Genomic DNA, 17,087 nt, shown 5'->3' on the forward strand with positions numbered 1-17,087 from the left:
ATCTCCTTAAATGGTCTCTGCAACCACGGGTACCGGGAACGGTTTGGCCGAAGCGCGCTCCTCGGGCGTCGCGGGACGAATCTGGCCGCGTTCCTCGACGAAGGTCACGTTTGCATCGGGCTGATCGCTGTTGACGAAATGGCGGAAGCGCTTGCGCGTCTCGGGGTCGGTCACGGCCCTCTTCCACTCGCACTCGTACGTGTCGATCACATTGCGCATTTCGGCTTCCAGCTCGGCGGCCAGTCCCAGCTTGTCGTGCACGACCACGTCGACCAGGTACTCCAGACCGCCTTCGAGGTTGTCGCGCCACACGCTGGTGCGCTGCAGCCGGTCGGCGGTGCGCACGTAGAACATCAGGAACCGGTCGATGTAGCGCACCAGCGTCTCGCGGTCGAGATCCGCCGCCAGCAGTTCGGCATGGCGCGGCTTCATGCCGCCGTTGCCGCACACGTAGAGATTCCAGCCCTTCTCCGTGGCGATGACGCCGACGTCCTTGCCTTGCGCTTCGGCACACTCGCGGGTGCAGCCCGATACGCCGAACTTGATCTTGTGCGGCGAGCGCAGGCCCTTGTAGCGATTCTCGAGAGCGACGGCGAGCCCGACCGAATCGCCGACGCCATAGCGGCACCACGTCGAACCCACGCACGACTTCACGGTGCGCAAGGACTTGCCGTAGGCATGGCCCGATTCGAAACCGGCCGCGATCAGTTCTTCCCAGATCGGCGGCAACTGATCGACACGCGCGCCGAACAGGTCGACGCGCTGGCCACCGGTGATCTTCGTATACAGGCCATATTTCTTCGCCACCTGGCCCACGGCGATCAGGCCTTCCGGCGTGACCTCGCCGCCCGGCATGCGCGGCACCACCGAATAGGTGCCGTCGCGCTGGATGTTGGCGAGGTAGTAGTCGTTCGAATCCTGCAGGCTCGCGTGCTCCTTCTTCAGCACGAATTCGTTCCAGTAGGAGGCGAGGATGCTGGCGACAGCAGGCTTGCAGATATCGCAGCCAAGGCCGTGGCCGTGCTTTTCGAGCAGCGCGTCGAAGGTCTTGATGCGCTCGACGCGCACGATGTGATGCAGTTCCTGGCGCGAGTACGGGAAATGCTCGCAGACATGGTTGTTCACTGCGAGGCCCTGCTTTTTCATTTCCGCCTTCATCACCTGGGTGACGAGCGGCACGCAGCCGCCGCATGAGGTGCCCGCGCAGGTCGCGCTCTTCAACGCGCCGATGCTGGTCGCCCCGGCGCCGACCGCCGCGCAGATCTGCCCTTTGGAAACGTTATTGCAGGAGCAGATCTGCGCGCCGTCGGGCAGCGCGTCGACGCCGAGCCCCGGCTTGGCCTTGCCGTCGCTCGACGGCAGGATCAGGAATTCCGGCGCCTCGGGCAACTCGATGCGGTTCAGCATCATCTGCAGCAGCGTGCCGTATTCGGCGGCGTCGCCCACCATCACCGCGCCGAGCAGTTGCTTGCCGCATTCGGACACCACCAGCTTCTTGTAGACCTGCTTGCGCTCGTCGCTGAACTGATACGAGCGGCTGCCCGGCGTCTTGCCATGCGCATCGCCGATGCTTGCCACGTCGACACCCATCAGCTTGAGCTTGGTGCTCATATCCGCACCGGCGAAGTCGGCGTCCGCACCGAGCAACTGTTTCGCTGCGATGCGCGCCATCTCGTAGCCGGGCGCGACCAGGCCATACACCATGCCGTTCCACGCCGCGCACTCGCCGATTGCATAGATGTCGGGGTCGCTGGTGCGGCAAGCCGCGTCGATCGCAATGCCGCCGCGCGGCCCCAGTTCCAGTCCGCAGGCGCGCGCCATCTCGTCGCGCGGCCGGATGCCGGCGGAAAACACGATCATGTCGGTGTCGAGATGCGTGCCGTCGGCGAACTGCATGCGGTGCGTACCGGTCTCGCCGTCGACGATCGCCAGCGTCTGCTTGCCGGTGTGGACCTGCACGCCCAGTTCCTCGATCTTGCTGCGCAGTACCCGCCCGCCGCCTTCGTCGATCTGCACCGCCATCAGGCGCGGTGCGAACTCGACCACATGTGCCTCAAGCCCCATGTCGCGCAGCGCCTTCGCGCATTCGAGCCCCAGCAGGCCGCCGCCTACCACCACCCCGGTTTTGGCCTGCGCGCCGCAGGCCAGCATGGCTTCGAGATCCTCGATGGTGCGATAGACAAAGCAGTCCTGACGATCGTTGCCTGCGATCGGCGGCACGAACGGCGTCGAGCCGGTGGCGAGCACCAGCTTGTCGTACGAAAGCGTTTCGCCGGTCGAGATGCTCACGGTGCGCGCGGCACGGTCGATCGCCACGGCCTTCGCGTCAAGCTTGAGCAGCAGGTTCTCGCGCTCGAAGAAGCCTGGCTTGACGAGCGACAGGTCTTCGGCGGACTTGCCGGAAAAGAATTCGGAGAGGTGGACGCGGTCGTAAGCCGGACGCGGCTCTTCGCACAGTACGGTGACATGCAGCGCGGACCCCGCTTCGTCCACCAGACATTCGAGCAGCTTGTGCCCCACCATCCCGTGACCGATCACGACAACGTTCATCACAGGGGTTTCATCCATTTCCAGCTCGATTCGCGACATGATTTTCGTCCGGCAAATAAAAAGGCGTCCCGCGGATCCAGTCGTGTCGAGACTGAATTCGGGGGACGCCGTTGTCCAAAAGCCCGTGATCTAAGGAGTGACTTTTGCTGCAATGCTGGCCGGATCGTCGTTGATCCGGCTGGCGTTAATACGCAAAGGCTGTGCCATGCGTGATTTCTTCCGCAGTGGCCCATACCGCGGGCTTCGCAGGATTGACGCGCGTTTGCGGCGCGTCACGCAGCGATGCATTTTGATGCGGCAGAGCACAACGGTGGTGCGGCGCAGCACAGCATCCGTGCAACACGCCTAGTGCAAGCCGCGCCGTTTTCCGCTAATCCTGCGGACCCCGCACCGACGTCATCGGGTGTAGCCACGGCCTCTTACGTAGTGCGCGGCAAAGAAGCCGGCGCACAAGTTCGCGCTAGCGGCAGCACACCGCCCCTCCAGATCACACTCCGCTATCAACTGTCACGCCTGCAGCCTGGATCGGATGCGCCACCACCAGCGGCTCGGCATGCAGCGCCCACTTGAGCCAGCGGGCGCGATGCAGCACCACCAGTGCAAAGGCAAGCGCCGACAGCACACCGAACGTTGCGAAGCCCATCTGATAGCTGCCGGTGCTTTCCTTGGCCATGCCCATGATCACAGGCAAATAGAATCCGCCGATGCCGCCGGCCGCGCCGATGATGCCCGACATCAGGCCGGTCTTGCCTTTCCAGCGTTGCGGCACGAGCTGGAAGGTTGCGCCGTTGCCGAGTCCGAAGCACAGGTAGGTCGCCACCAGCAGCGCAATGCCGGCCGGCAACGGCGGCATCCATGCGGCAAACGCGAAGTCGCACAGCGAGATCCCGGCAAGCAGCAACACCAGCGCCCGCACCCCGGAGATGCGGTCGGCGATCAGACCGCCGACCGGCCGCACCAGCGCGCCGATAAAGGCGAGCAGCGACATGAAGAGGCCCGCTTCGAGCTTCGGCAACTGATACAGCGAAACCAGCAGCGTCGTCACATACGAGGACATGCCGACGAAGCCGCCAAACGTGATGCTGTAGACCAGCATCACGACCCATGTATCGCTTTCCGCCAGCACGCTGCGATAGTGTTTCGGCAGCACGGCGATGGCGAGCAGCGCGCCGAGCACCGGCAACAGCAGCACACCGGTCTTGCCACCGCCGAAGACGCCCGCATGCACGGCCAGCACGAGGCCGATCAAGCCGGCGAGCGTGATGCAGAAACTGCGCAAGGCGCGCGGCGCACTGCCCGATTTCGGCCCGAGGTCGTTGGCCCAGAAGAACAGCGCAACCGCGGCCAGCGCCAGCAGCGGCAACGCGGCGCCCGCGGCTTTGGCCCAGCCGAAGTGGTCCGCGATACTGGGGAACATGAAGCCGTCAAGCACCGCACCGATGTTGCCCGCGGCGGCGAGACCGAGCACGAGGCCCTGCACCTTGGGCGGATAGTTGCTGCCGGCCATCGGCAAGGCCACGGCGAAACTGGCGCCGCCCACCCCGAGAAACACGCCGAGCACCAGCAGCGTCACATAGGACGGCGCGACCGGAGACAACAGCAGGACAACTGAAGGTATCGCCGAGAGCGCCACGCCGAGCAAGGCAATGCGCCGGCCGTCGTAGGCCTGGTACAGATTGCCGAGCGTCACCCGCAGAATGGCCGCGCCCAGCACCGGCACGGCGACGAGGAAGCCGAGCTCGGCCGGCGACATCGCGATGTCCTTGTGGATGAACGGGGCCAGCGGGCCGAACATCACCCACACGGTAAACCCGGTATCGAAGTACAGGAAGCACGCCAGCAACGCGCGCCAGTTGCCGCTTTTCAGCGAATTCAATAGATGCTTCATGGGTCTTCTCTCGCAGGGTAAAAACTATTGAAGAGCTGGATCGGCATGCCATTGCCGACCTTGAATGGGACGACCGGGGCGCGGCGCGATATCGCTCGCGCCGCTCGGGTCGACGACGCGATGAATCAACGCGTCCATCTCCTTGATGATGTCGGCGAGCACGGTGGTGATCACCGCGAACTCGCGGCCGTGATGCCCGGCGCGCGCCGCCGAGATGCGGGCGTTGAGCGCGACGATATTGGCCTGCATGGAAATGCTGCCGAGCTGCTCGGCGATCTCGACCTGCCGCTTGCGCCCGGCGGCCTCGATGCCGCGCATCTCGTGCTGATACGCGAGCGTGATTTCCTGCAGCAGTTCGAGCAGCGGCGTGGCCTGGGCGACCAGCGCCTCGACCTCGGCAGGCGGCTCGCCGCTGCTCGCCTCGATGCTGGGCACCGCGCGGGCCGCGAGGGCGATGAATTGCTGGATGCGCTCGTCGGCCTTGCGGCTGCCGAAATAGACCTCGCGCAGCGCCGCGGAAAACACGCCGGGCAAATGCCCGTTACCGCCCACCAGATCCGCGTGCGCCTGTTCGAAGCTGGCGAGACACTCGCGCAGCACGGTGAGCGCGGCGCTATCGCCCTGCGCGGCAAGCAGCGCGTGCAGGACGATGCGCTGCGACAGCATCCGCTGCCGCCCCGACAGGTTGATAAGCTCGCCGATGATCTGTCCGGAGACGGCATCGGGAGTCGTTTGGCTCTGCTGTTTCATCGTCAACGTGATTCGCCCTGCACGGCAGAAAATGAAGCGCAAAAAAAAGCGTCCCGAGCACCTGGCGCGTTCCGATTGCTCGGATGGCCACCAGGTGCTCGGGACGCCGTTGTCCCTGCGGGTCGCTGCGACGAGCAACCCCTCAAGATTCGATACGTTGAGGCCGCCGTTGGCCTCGGCGCATTGCAATGCAATAGCCATGCCACGTGACGACGAAAGACAGCGCAGAGGCGGCGTGGGGAAGCGCCGGCGATCCACCCGGCATTGCGGCGGAACCCGGCCGGATAAGGCTGGGCGCCTCGCAACACCGAGTTTTTACGCGAGCCGTTTCAGCCCGCATGTGCTGCCCAACAGGATCGCCGCAGCCGCCCAGCGCGGGTTGTGGCAAGCGCCGTTGCAGCGCGGCATGAATTGACTTGGTGCAATTTTCTGGTGCGTCGCACCATGTTATTGCACCGTCTCCGGCGCCGATTCGCTTGCAGCGTGCCAGCAATATTGCCGATGACGCGGTAACATCCGGATTCGCGTTTAAGCACTTGCTGCATAGCGTCAACGTCCGGCGCGAGATAAAAACCGGGCCGGCATCGAACCGGCCGCGCCGGCGGCTTCATCCCTGCCCCACGTTCGAGCGGCTCCGAGAAGCCGCGCGGCCTCTCTCTTTCTAAAGCGACAGCAATGTCACACCATCCAAAGACAGTTCGCCCCCTCGTCATCGCCGCCATCATGGCGTCCATGGCGATGGTCGCCATCGAGGCCACCATCGTCTCCACGGCCATGCCGCAGATCGTCACGCAGCTCGGCGGCCTGCATCTATACAGCTGGGTTTTCTCGTCGTTTCTGCTCGCGCAGACGGCGATGACCGTGGTATTCGGCAAGCTCGCCGACCTGTACGGCCGCAAACCCGTGGTGCTGATCGGCATCGGCATTTTTCTGGTCGGCTCGGTGCTCGCCGGGTTTGCCTGGTCGATGCCGGCGATGATCGTGTTTCGCCTGATCCAGGGCGTCGGCGCCGGGGCGATCCAGCCGGTCACCCTGACCATCGTCGGCGATCTCTATCCGGCGCGCGAACGCGGCAAGATCCAGGGTTACCTCGCGAGCGTCTGGGCGATTGCCGCGGTGGTCGGACCGATGGCGGGCGGCTTGCTGATTCGCGACCTGTCGTGGGCGTGGATCTTCTGGATCAACATTCCGATCGGCCTCGCCTCGGCGGCCGGCTTCATCGCGTTTCTGCACGAGCATGAAAAGCACGAGCGGCCGTCGATCGATATCGCCGGCGCCGCGCTCTTCACCGTGTCGATCGGCGCGCTGATGATGGGCCTCACCGACGTAGGCAGTTCCAGCAACGCGCTGGTCGCCGTCGAGTTTGCGCTGTTTGTCGTCTGCGGCCTGCTGTTCGTCGTGCAGGAGCGCCGCGCCGCCGATCCGATGATCTCGTTCGCGCTGTGGGGGCATCGCCCCATTGCCTCGTGCAATGTCGCCACCGTGCTGTCGGGCATGGCGTTGATGGGACTGACGAGCTTTTTGCCGATGTATGTGCAGGGCGTGCTGGGCCGCTCGCCGGTGGTGGCCGGCCTCGCCTTGACGATGATGATGGTGGGCTGGCCCAGTGGCGCGACGCTCGCCGCGCGCTCGTTCCACCGGCTCGGCTTGCGGCGCACGCTGGTCGGCGGCAGCGTGTTTCTGCCGCTGGGCGCGCTGTTCTTCGCCACGCTCGGCCCGCAGAGCAGCCCGCTGTTCGCGGGCATCGGCTCGCTCGTGATGGGTTTCGGCATGGGGATTTCGAGCATCAGTGCGCTGATCCTGATTCAGGAAATCGTCCAGCCGTCCGAGCGCGGCAGCGCCACCGCATCGAATCTGTTCTCCCGCAACCTCGGCAGCACGCTCGGCGCGGCGATGTTCGGCGCGGTGCTCAATTACGGACTCGCGCATTCGTCCGGACTCGGCGCCGTGACGGCGGATCAGCTCAAGCAGATTCTCGACACGACCCAGCAACATGCCGCGAGCACCATGGCCGTGAAGCTCGCGCTGCATCAGTCGCTGCATCTGACCTTCGTGTCGATCCTGGTGATCTCGGTGCTGACGGTGGTCTCGCTGATGCTCGTTCCGGCGATCAAGCTGGGTCCCGCGCGGGCAGCGTCGGCAAGCTGAGGGGGAGCGTCCTCCCTCAGCCTCATACCCACCCGGGGAGCTTGAGCCACTCCCCTCTTCGATACATTGTGCAACGCCGCCGGAGGCCCCGAAGCCATCCAGAGTGCACGATTCCCGCGCCTCGGCTAGACTGCCAAAGCCTCGCTTTCGTCGTCAAAAAAATTCCCATGCGATCGAATAAAAAAACGCTGCAAGGAAAAATACTTCACTCTCTGGTGTTTTGCGCGCTAACGATCGGTTCAGCGTGTGCCCATGCCGACCAGTTCGGCGTGCAATTGGGCGGCGGCATCGCCGATCATGACGTGAAAAAAGCGGATCTCGGCCTCGTCTGGGACCCTGGCCTGAGCTGGTGGGAAATCGGCGGTTATCACTTTTCCGTTGTCGGAGAAGCGCACATCGCCTATTGGGACATTCAGGAAGCCAATGCGGCGCATCCGGACATCTGGGAATTCGGCCTGACGCCGGTACTGCGCTTCATCAAGAGTTCGGGATGGTTGCGCCCATACATCGAAGCCGGCGCCGGCGTGCGCATGCTGTCCCATGTGCGGGAAACGGCAGACCGCACCCTGTCGTCGTCATTCCAGTTTGCCGACATGGTCGGCGTGGGCGCGCAATTCGGCGGCCACCAGCAATACCAGGCCGGTTTGCGCTTCCAGCATGTCTCGAATGGCGGCCTCAAGGACCCCAACCCCGGCGTCAACTTCGGTGAAATCTATCTGCAATACAACTTCTGAGCGCCCTCGCGCACTGTCCAAGCACAAGGTGTTCCTGATTCGGGCCACTGCGTGCTATCGTTGAGATGCATGAAAGGACGGTTCTCGCACCGTCGGGAACCGAACGCAACTCATCGTAGCGAGCGTTGCCATGAGTGATGTACGCCTCCATCTGAGCCCACGCGATCGCGTGGAACTGCTTTGCTGGCTCACCTGCGGGAGCCTCGGGGCCTATTACCTCAACGAGACCTGGCCGGAACCTTCGTTCCACGTGCAGGCAGCCCACAAGTGGCTTGACCGTCACTTACGGGAAGCTGACTGGCTAAGCGTCGCCAAGCTCTCCGCGCTGGCGCTGGAGATCGCCGGGCGGCACGCGCGCTTTGTCGAAGCGGAGTGGGCGCGCGACGCGGTCGAAGAGATACTCGATACAGACGACCTCGATTTCCAGGCGCGGCTCGTTCTGCAAGTGCTGAGCGACTGCCAGCTCGCCTTGGCGGACAAGCGCATCGCGGACTGAAACGCACGCCATCGCGCGACTGCGGCGAGCCCGCCAGGGTTTTCACGTAGCGCAGCGTCGCGGCGACACACACCACGCACAGGTCGGGCGCGCCCGGCCGACGGCGGCTTGCGCACGCCGCTCAACCCCTCCCCCGAAGCTTCCGCCCGAGCCATCTGCCGCCGCCGCGTTTTGCTAAGGGATACTGACTACATGATTCCCACTACGGGAAATCATTTCCTTTAGCTACGCCAGCCGCTCCCGATCCCCAGCACTTGCCTGCCTGACCCGCCGCTTCGGCGAACCCGCCAGGCGCAGCGGGCCGCCCAAACGTTTGCGCTTTCGATTTGAAGCGCCTGCTGCACATCGCTACCAGCGATGTTGTGTCGTCAAGCCCCGCCCACAGGGCAGGAAGAGCAGATAAACCAGCACGCCGCGCTAAAGAGATCGGTAAAAGCGTCGTTATCCACTGGTATGAGGCAGCAAAGTTTGCCGAAGGTAAGCGAGTCCATAGAAGACCGCTTGAGCAGGGCCACACACTCCGCGGGGGAATACATTGAATCAGCCACACTCGTCAAGATCGCGGACCGCCGCTCCGGGCGAAATCATCTACTCGGAAGGGTACGTCGGAACCTCAGCCATCTACGTGATCGCAGACGGCAAAGTCGAAATCTCCACGCAGTGCGACGAAAAACGGGTGGTGCTCGCCACCCTCGGCAAAGGTGAAATCTTCGGCGAGTCGGCGTTGCTGCCGTCCGAGCCGCGCGGCTCGACCGCCAAGGCCCTGACCTTCTGCCGCCTGACGGTCGTCGAAACCGACCTCGTCGAGCAGGAACTGGAGCGCGTCTCGCCGCTGCTGCGCCATCTGGTGCGCACGCTGATTCGCCGCACCAAGCGCAAGGACGATCTGCTCGCCACCTACACGCATGCCGACTTCCTGCCTGGCGTGCTGTCCTACGCTCACGTGCTGGCGCTGATGGCCGGCAACGAGAACCGCGACGGCCGGGCACGCCGCCCGTCAAACGAGGAAGTGTCGGTGCCGCTCGCGGAAGTCATCAAGAAGTGCCGTGCGATCGCCGGGCATTCGCGCCTGCATGTGATGGCCATGCTCAAGCGCATGGAGAAGCTCAATCTGGTGAGCTTCGATGCCGGGCGCCCGGAATTCGTCGGCAAAGGCTCGCCCTCCGACGAGGGCGCGCTGGGCCGCCACATGGTCACTTTCGACCCGGTACGGCTCACCGAGCGCGCCCAGCAGGTGGCCGATCACGATCTGGACCTGGCGATTACCGGCGAACTCGAACTGATCGAATTGTCGGATCTCGAAGCGCTGATCGGCGTCGAACGGCAGTTGATTCTCAAGAAGCTGTCGCACTCGGAAATCGCCGAGGATATCTTCGCGTTCCGCAAGACCAAGGTGTTGAACTACATCGAAGAAAACGGCACGGCCTATTTCTCGAAGCGCAAGATCCGCGCAGCAAACGAGTTCGAATCGCTCGCCGACCTCGAGTTCGTCGACCAGCGCACGCTGTTCGATGCGGTCAGCGCGTTCGACACCTACGATCTCGCCAAGCTGCTCACCGCAATGGCCGATCACACGATTGCCGACCGGCTGCTGTCGGTGATGAGCCAGGCGCGCCAGAACGAGATTTCCTGGATCATGCGGCGCGACGTCAAGGTCGATCCGCTGGAGATTCCGGAGATCGAGCAGCGTTTTATCGACCTGGTGAGGAGCCTCAAATCGCCGTCGATGAATGCGTCGCTTCCGGTCGGCTCGCCGGTCCAGCCGTAGCACGCGCAGCATGCGCCAACCCTCAGCCTTGAACCGCACGAACCCGCAGTCCTTCACCTGAATCTTCGAGGTCTTTTATGGATTTCCTGACGCTATGCGGTGCGGTGGTCGGCGTCGCAGCCATCGTGCTGGGCTTTGCGCTGGAAGGCGGGCGTTTTGCCTCGCTATTCCAGCTCGAAGCGCTCGTCATCGTGCTGGGCGGCACGATCGGCGCCGTGATGGTTCAGAACACCTGGGGACGCTTTTCCGACGGCGTGCGGCAACTGCGGCTCGCCTTCGTCAGCGCCAAACCGGTCGATCAGGACAACCTCTCGGTCCTGCTCGAATGGGGCCACAAGGCCAAGCTGAACGGCATGCTCGCGTTCGAGTCGATCGACCCGGCCGGGATTCATCCGTTCGCCAAGCGCGGCCTCGAGCTGATCGCCAACGGCGTCGCCACGGCCGTCATCGAAGACGCGCTGCAACGCGAACTGGACGCCTACGAACGCAATCACATGGCCGCCGCACGCATCTGGCTGCAGGCCGGGGGCTACGCGCCGACCTTCGGCATTCTCGGCGCGGTGCTGGGACTGATCCAGGTCACGGGGCACATCCTCGAGCCGGCGCAGCTCGGCCAGGGTGTGGCGGTCGCGTTCGTAACGACGCTGTACGGCCTCGCGCTCGCCAACGTGCTGTTCCTGCCGATCTACGGCAAGATCAAGGCGCAGGTGGATAGCGAATTGCGCTACCGCAAACTGTATTTCGATGGCCTGCTCGCGATCTCGCGCAGGGAATCGCCGCAGACCATCGAGACGCGCCTCACCGGCGACGTCCGCGAACGCTCCAAAGAACTGCTGGCGTAGTCCACCATGGCGCTCGCATCCGAACGGCCCAATCCGAAACTCGACGACGACGCGGAGGCGCGGCCCGAGCGTTGGCTGCTCTCCTACTCGGACCTCGTCACCACGCTGATGGTGCTGTTTCTGGCACTGTATGCGATCGAGTTGGCGAAATACCACGAACTCGAAATCAAGCTGCTGGAAGCCGCGCGCAGCGTCAAGCACGACAAGGCGCCTGCCGCGCCCGCCACGCGCAGCCCCGCGAGCGGCGCGCCGCTTGCGTCGCAAGCCGAACTGCTGGCGCTGTTGAGGGCGCTGCGCGACAAAGGGCAGATCAATATCGACGAACAGACTGACGGCGTCGAAATCGGCATCAACGCGAAGATCCTGTTTCGCGCCGGCGATGCGCATCTGCTGCCGGATTCGACTGCCGTGCTCGACCAGCTCGCGGCCGCCCTGAAGGACTATTCGACCCACAACATTCTGGTGGAAGGACACACCGACAGCACGCCGATTGCGAACGCCAGGTACGAATCGAACTGGGAGCTGTCGTCCGCACGCGCCGGTGCGGTGGTGCGATTCTTCGTGGACAGGGGCATCGAGCCGCATCGCCTTGCAGCGATCGGCCGCTCCGACAATATCCCGCTGATGATCGGCGACGACGCCGTGGCGCGCGCCGCCAATCGCCGCGTGACCATCCTCGTCCAGTACTGAACGCCTCCTCGGGCGCGGCATTCGCCGCGCCCAAGCCTCCGACGAACCTCAGACGAACGCCAGTCCTGCTACGCTATGGATGCGGCCAGCCTGGCTCCGGCTGTCTGTTGCACAGGCCCGGCTGCGCAGACGATACTGGACAGGCCGCACTGAGCAGGTTGCCCTGGACAGGCTGCGCTGAGCAGGCCGCACTAAGCCGTTTGCCCGCCAAACCATGCCCGCCACAAGAACGGAGCTTTGATGAGACACCCGCGCCCGCGTCCGCCGCAGTTTCAAGGCGAGCATTCCCATGCCGACCTGCGCGACCTGACCTTGACGTTCGCGCCGATCGCCGTGTTCGTGGTGGTGGTGATCACGCTGGTCGTGTGGCTCGTCGATCCGGCGCCGCCGCACACCATTACGATGAGCGCCGGTCCGCACGACAGTTCGTTCCTGCTGGCCGCCAACGAGTACAAGAAGATTCTTGCGCGCAACGGCATCACGCTGAAGGTGCTGGAATCGGACGGCTCGATGCAGAACCTGCACAGGCTACTGGATCCCAAACAGCATGTGGACGTTGCGCTCGTGCAAGGCGGCGTGGCCGACGGCGTGGCTACCTCCTCGCTGATGTCGCTCGGCAGCGTGTTCTACGACCCGGTGGTGGTGTTCTATCGCGGCACCGGCATCACGCGCCTCGCCCAGCTCGAAGGCAAGCGCATCGCCATTGGCCGCGAAGGCAGCGGCACGCGGGTGCTGGCGCTCAAGCTGCTGGAGGCGAACGGCATCGAACCGGGCCATGACACGACGCTGCTGCCCGACGACGGGCTGCAAGCCGCCACCAGGCTGGTCGCGGGCCAGACCGATGCCGCGATCCTGAACGGCGATTCGGCCACCCGCGCCCTGATGCTGCGGCTCTTGCGGGTGCCCGGCATCTCGGTGATGGATTTCGAGGAAGCCAGCGCCTATACGCGGCTCTTTCCCTATCTGGACGAAATCGACCTGCCGCCCGGCGTGCTCGACCTGCGCCGCAAGATCCCGCCCGACACGGTCCACCTGATCAGTCCGACCGTCGAACTGGTGGCGCGCACCAACCTGCACCCCGCCATCTCCGACCTGCTGATCGAAGCCGCCCAGGAGATCCACGGCATGCCGGGTTTGCTGCAGCACGCGGGGCAGTTCCCGAGTCCGGTGGCACGCGAGTATCCGGTCAGCGACGACGCGCAACGCTACTACAAGAGCGGCAAGAGCTTTCTTTACCGCAATCTGCCGTTCTGGCTGGCGAGCATCGGCGACCGCACGCTGGTTCTGCTGCTGCCGGTCGCGGTGCTGCTGTTCCCTGCCCTGCGGCTGGTCCCGGCGCTGTACCGCTGGCGGGTGCGCTCGCGCATCTACCGCTACTACGGCTCGCTGATCGCGATCGAGCGCGAAGCGCTGAAAGCCCCCTCGCCCGCGCAGCGCCAGACGCTCTTTCAGGAGCTGGATCAGATCGAAGAGGCGCTCAACAGCCTGCGCATGCCCCTCGCTTATGCGGATGCGTTCTACGTGTTGCGTGAACACGTCGGCTTTGTGCGTTCACGGCTTGAGCAGGCTTGAGAGGCCGGCCCGCCATGACGCGTCGCGGCGGCTAGAACCAGACGATAAACCGGGTTCCCGAGACGAGACTGCTGACCGTCAGGCGCCATTCGTGCGCCAGCGCGATTTCCTTGCAGATGGCGAGCCCGAGACCCGCGCCGTCGTGTCTCGCGCCGGGTGCGCGCCAGAAGCGCTTGAACAGGAACGGCAGGTGCTCCTCGCGAATGCCGGGCCCCGCGTCGCTGACCTCGATCGAAACGGCGCCGATGACGAGCCACACGACGCTGTCCGGCGGCGACACGTTGAGCGCGTTTTCGACGATATTCTTCAGCAGGATGAACAGCGCGCTGCGGTCCGCCCACATCGAGGCAGGCGCACCGGCGGTATCCAACTGAAGCTTGACGCGCTTCGCATCGGCCTTGCGCCCGAGATACGCCAGCACGTCCTGCGCCACCTCGAGCGGGTTCACGTCGCCAAAGGTGAAATTCTGGGCTTCGCTGACTTCGGCCAGATGCAGCAACTGGCGCACCTGCCGCGCCATCAGATCGATCTCGCGCAGCAGCAGATCTTTATCTCCGATGTCCGACTGCATCTCGATCTGACCGCGAACCAGGGTCAGAGGTGTCTGCAGTTCGTGCGCCGCCGAGGCGAGAAACTGCTGCTGCACGGTGAAGCCGTTTTCGAGCCGGCCGAGCGCTTCGTTGAAGGCATGGATCAACGGCTTGATCTCGCTCGGCACGCCTCGCAACGACAGCCGCGTCGTCAGATTGCGCGGCGTGATCAGTGCGGCGGCGCTCGACGCGTCCCTAAGCGGCTTCAGTACCCGATGCAAGGTGAGCGTCAACGTCAGCCCAAAAACGATCGCCGCGATGATCGTAATGGTCCTGACGGTGGCCGGTATCGACTTCACCTTCGAGCCGATCATCGCATCGATGAGGCGTCTGCTCGTCGCGGTCTGCACATAGAAAGGCGCCCCTCCACGCCGGATCTTGAGCGTCATGACGTAGAACGGCCTGCCGTCGAGCGTCGCCCGCTCGCTCTTGTGAACGATGCTGGAAAGCGCATCGGTCACCCACGGCTGATCGCCCGCCCCTTCGACCGACGCAAGCAACACACGGCCCTGCTCGTCGAGCACCCGATAGCGCAGATCGGTAGGCGCCGCACTGAAAATCCACGCTTGCGCCTCGAGCAGCTTGACGGAGACCGGACGGCCCGCACCGTCAAGCACGATACCGTCCGCGACTTTCTTTGCCTGTTCGACCTGTTCGTGCCGTCCTAGCGTCTGCTCCGGGAAGTAACTGAACGCGTAGGTGACCGCCATCGCCAGCGCTGTCAGGGTGAGCGCCAGCGCGACGATACTGGTCACCCATAAGCGCGCGGACAGACTTCGGATCCAGTGATTCAGCATGACGAATCCTTTGCGTCAGATCATCAGGGCGCCGGGGTGTCGGTCAACCCGGACGGCACTTGCAGCGCGAAGCCCGCGCCACGGATGTTGGCGAGACGAATCGTGGTCCCCACCGCCGTCAGCTTCTTGCGCAGCCGGTGCACGGTCACCTCCAGCGCGTTCGGCGTGACGGCCTCGCCAAGGCCCCAGGCGGCATGCTCGAGTGCCGCATGCCGAACCGTCTGGCCGGCCGCCTTCACCAGACACAGCATGATCTGCAGTTCGGCCTGAGCGAGCGGCACCGAGCCGGTGGCGCAACTCATTGCGTGTTGCTGCGGGTCGACGGTGAGGTCGGCAAACACGGCGACCAGCGCTGTCAGGGCTGCCGGCCGGCGCATCAGCGTGCGCACGCGCGCCACCAGTTCGCTCATGGCGAATGGCTTGGTCACGTAGTCGTCGGCTCCGCTCTCGAGGCCGTCCACCCGATCGTGCAACGCATCGCGCGCGGTCAGCATCAGACAGGGCGTCATCTGGCCCGCGGCGCGCAACGTGCGCAGAAAAGCGAGTCCGTCGCCATCCGGCAAGCCGCGATCGACGATCAGCACGGCGTATTCGGCCCGGCTCACGCCGTATCCTGCCTCGGAGAGACTGTGGAACAGATCGGCCTCGATTCCCGCGTCCGCAAGCGCCTGACGTACCATCTCGGCCAGGCGCTCGTGGTCTTCGACAATGGCAACTCGCGACATGACGCTATGCTCAATTGAATTGATAAATGTAGGCGAGCCTTGCCGCAGGAATGTAGCTCCGCCCGACGATCGGGCTGTCGCTGATGCCGCTCGAGAAGTGCGACACGCCAACGTCCAGCACCACTTTCTGATGACGCGTGATGTTGTAGTTGACCCGCGTACCGACCGACGTGTCGTAGGCCGCCTTGCCCGTGTACTCGGGACGTCCTGCGCGCGCCTCCGAGGCCCGCACGCCGTAATAGTAATTGACATAGTCGCTGCTTAGCCATTCGACGCCGGCATACGGTTCGACGGAGAACTGGCCGAACTCGAACGATTTGCTGAAGTCGATTTTGGCCCGTTCGCCCTTGTTGCCGCCGAGCAGATAGTCGGCCGACAGCGTGCCGAAGGCGCTTTTCCAGGCGAGCGCGGGGCCGTACAAGAACGCGCCGTTGCGGTTCTCCATGCCATTCAGGATCGGCGCGTCGGAACCTTTGTAGCCATCGCCGATGTCGTAACTGCCGCGCAAGGCAACACTCACGTTGTCCCACTTGCCGATTTTCAGGTCGATTGTCGTGCCAAACGCGTGGACCCATTTATTGTCGAAAGTGATCAGCGGAATCGGCGTGTATTTCGTTTTGCCGCTTTTGTATGGCGACGCCTCGACCCCGGCGCCCACTCCCAGGCCCCAGTGGGTCACATTGGTGGCGTTGTTCAATATGGTCAAACCGGAATCGTCCACGTCGGCTTGAGCGTCGCTGACGCCGTCGGCCCATGCGCTGCCCGAATAGATGAGGATGGACGCAACGCTCAGCAACAGAGGATACCTGAGACAAAAAGTTCTTTTCACTGTCGTTCCTAAAGGGATGGAATGAGGCGGCATCGACTTTAGAGGCGGCAGACTTACTGGCTACTTACTCGAATGTTCGTTGCTGGGGCGGGCGCGTGGTGGTTTTGCCTCGGCCCTCATTTCATGGCGTGTTGCAAAGGGTGGTTCTGATTACCGTTTGTTGCAAGTGGTGGGGTGTGATGCGCGTGTCTTTCAGGCAGCGTGTGCCAGCGCGTGATTCGACGCTTGAGCGGCAGGATTTCAGTCGTCAACTTTGTTGCACTTACGTAACTCAAGGTCGTTTCGGCGGAGCTAGAGTCAAGCCGTCATTCCCCTCTTCCTCTTATACGGAGGTCAACGTGAAAAGCAAACTGTTCGTGAGTCTCGGGCTTGGGGCGCTTGTTCTCGGCGCGTCGCAGCTCGCCAATGCCGGGGTGTCCGTCGGGCTGAATTTTGCCGTGCCGGCGCCGGTTTATGTCGCTCCAGCGCCGGTTTATGTGGCGCCTCCGCCGCCGCCCCCTCCTCCTGTTGTTGCTTATCAGCCTGTGGTTGTGCCGGTTGTTGCTGCTGGGTTTGTTGTTGGGTGGCATGGGGGGCAGTACTGGGATGGGCGGCGGTGGTGGTCCCGGCATGATTGGTATGCGCATCGGCGCTGGTAATAATGGGGTTTTTTGGCCTTTCCTTGCTTTGTTATTGGTCTATTAGTGTTGCCCCTGTGCGGGGCGGCAC

At 63.9% G+C, this 17,087-nt stretch carries 14 protein-coding genes; 8 read left to right on the forward strand and 6 right to left on the reverse strand.

What is annotated here, in order from left to right; all coding sequences use genetic code 11:
- Positions 1-6: 6 nt before the first annotated feature.
- From nirB to AC1ECK_RS33865, 3 genes are all read right to left on the reverse strand, one after another.
- Positions 7-2,550 (reverse strand): nitrite reductase large subunit NirB, encoded by a 2,544-nt coding sequence (nirB, locus tag AC1ECK_RS33855; protein WP_480327224.1) that lies wholly within the window; start codon positions 2,548-2,550, stop codon positions 7-9.
- A 487-nt stretch (positions 2,551-3,037) separates the two neighbouring features.
- Positions 3,038-4,438: an MFS transporter gene (locus AC1ECK_RS33860; protein WP_480327192.1), complete on the reverse strand. Its 1,401-nt coding sequence runs from the start codon at positions 4,436-4,438 to the stop codon at positions 3,038-3,040.
- Between the two features lie 24 nt (positions 4,439-4,462).
- Positions 4,463-5,188 carry a type IV pili methyl-accepting chemotaxis transducer N-terminal domain-containing protein gene (locus AC1ECK_RS33865; RefSeq protein WP_480327194.1) on the reverse strand — a complete coding sequence of 242 codons (726 nt, stop codon included), beginning with the start codon at positions 5,186-5,188 and terminating at the stop codon, positions 4,463-4,465.
- Positions 5,189-5,863: 675 nt separating this feature from the next.
- Here AC1ECK_RS33865 and AC1ECK_RS33870 point away from each other — a divergent pair.
- From AC1ECK_RS33870 to AC1ECK_RS33900, 7 genes are all read left to right on the forward strand, one after another.
- Positions 5,864-7,336, forward strand: coding sequence for an MDR family MFS transporter (locus AC1ECK_RS33870; RefSeq protein WP_480327196.1), 1,473 nt, complete (start codon positions 5,864-5,866; stop codon positions 7,334-7,336).
- Positions 7,337-7,503: 167 nt separating this feature from the next.
- Positions 7,504-8,070: an acyloxyacyl hydrolase gene (locus AC1ECK_RS33875; protein WP_480327198.1), complete on the forward strand. Its 567-nt coding sequence runs from the start codon at positions 7,504-7,506 to the stop codon at positions 8,068-8,070.
- A gap of 130 nt (positions 8,071-8,200) precedes the next feature.
- A complete protein-coding gene (locus AC1ECK_RS33880; RefSeq protein WP_480327200.1) occupies positions 8,201-8,566 on the forward strand; it encodes a hypothetical protein in 366 nt (121 codons plus the stop codon).
- Between the two features lie 535 nt (positions 8,567-9,101).
- The gene (locus tag AC1ECK_RS33885; RefSeq protein ID WP_480327202.1) at positions 9,102-10,334 is read left to right on the forward strand and encodes a Crp/Fnr family transcriptional regulator; all 1,233 of its coding nucleotides are present in this window, start codon (positions 9,102-9,104) and stop codon (positions 10,332-10,334) included.
- Between the two features lie 77 nt (positions 10,335-10,411).
- A complete protein-coding gene (locus AC1ECK_RS33890) occupies positions 10,412-11,176 on the forward strand; it encodes a flagellar motor protein (RefSeq protein WP_480327204.1) in 765 nt (254 codons plus the stop codon).
- A 6-nt stretch (positions 11,177-11,182) separates the two neighbouring features.
- Entirely contained in the window at positions 11,183-11,866 is a 684-nt protein-coding gene (locus tag AC1ECK_RS33895; RefSeq protein WP_480327206.1) for an OmpA family protein, read from the forward strand.
- Between the two features lie 240 nt (positions 11,867-12,106).
- The gene (locus tag AC1ECK_RS33900; RefSeq protein ID WP_480327208.1) at positions 12,107-13,438 is read left to right on the forward strand and encodes a TAXI family TRAP transporter solute-binding subunit; all 1,332 of its coding nucleotides are present in this window, start codon (positions 12,107-12,109) and stop codon (positions 13,436-13,438) included.
- A gap of 31 nt (positions 13,439-13,469) precedes the next feature.
- Here AC1ECK_RS33900 and AC1ECK_RS33905 read toward each other — a convergent pair whose 3' ends face one another.
- From AC1ECK_RS33905 to AC1ECK_RS33915, 3 genes are read right to left on the reverse strand one after another with little or no spacing between them, the layout of a single operon-like run.
- Entirely contained in the window at positions 13,470-14,825 is a 1,356-nt protein-coding gene (locus AC1ECK_RS33905) for a sensor histidine kinase (protein WP_480327210.1), read from the reverse strand.
- A 23-nt stretch (positions 14,826-14,848) separates the two neighbouring features.
- The gene (locus tag AC1ECK_RS33910) at positions 14,849-15,550 is read right to left on the reverse strand and encodes a response regulator transcription factor (protein WP_480327212.1); all 702 of its coding nucleotides are present in this window, start codon (positions 15,548-15,550) and stop codon (positions 14,849-14,851) included.
- Between the two features lie 10 nt (positions 15,551-15,560).
- Positions 15,561-16,379 (reverse strand): MipA/OmpV family protein, encoded by an 819-nt coding sequence (locus AC1ECK_RS33915; RefSeq protein WP_480327214.1) that lies wholly within the window; start codon positions 16,377-16,379, stop codon positions 15,561-15,563.
- A gap of 338 nt (positions 16,380-16,717) precedes the next feature.
- Between AC1ECK_RS33915 and AC1ECK_RS33920 the strand changes: the two genes are divergently transcribed.
- Positions 16,718-17,017: a hypothetical protein gene (locus AC1ECK_RS33920; protein WP_480327216.1), complete on the forward strand. Its 300-nt coding sequence runs from the start codon at positions 16,718-16,720 to the stop codon at positions 17,015-17,017.
- Positions 17,018-17,087 lie beyond the last annotated feature (70 nt).

It is taken from the genome of Paraburkholderia sp. SSBN10T (assembly GCF_056619545.1).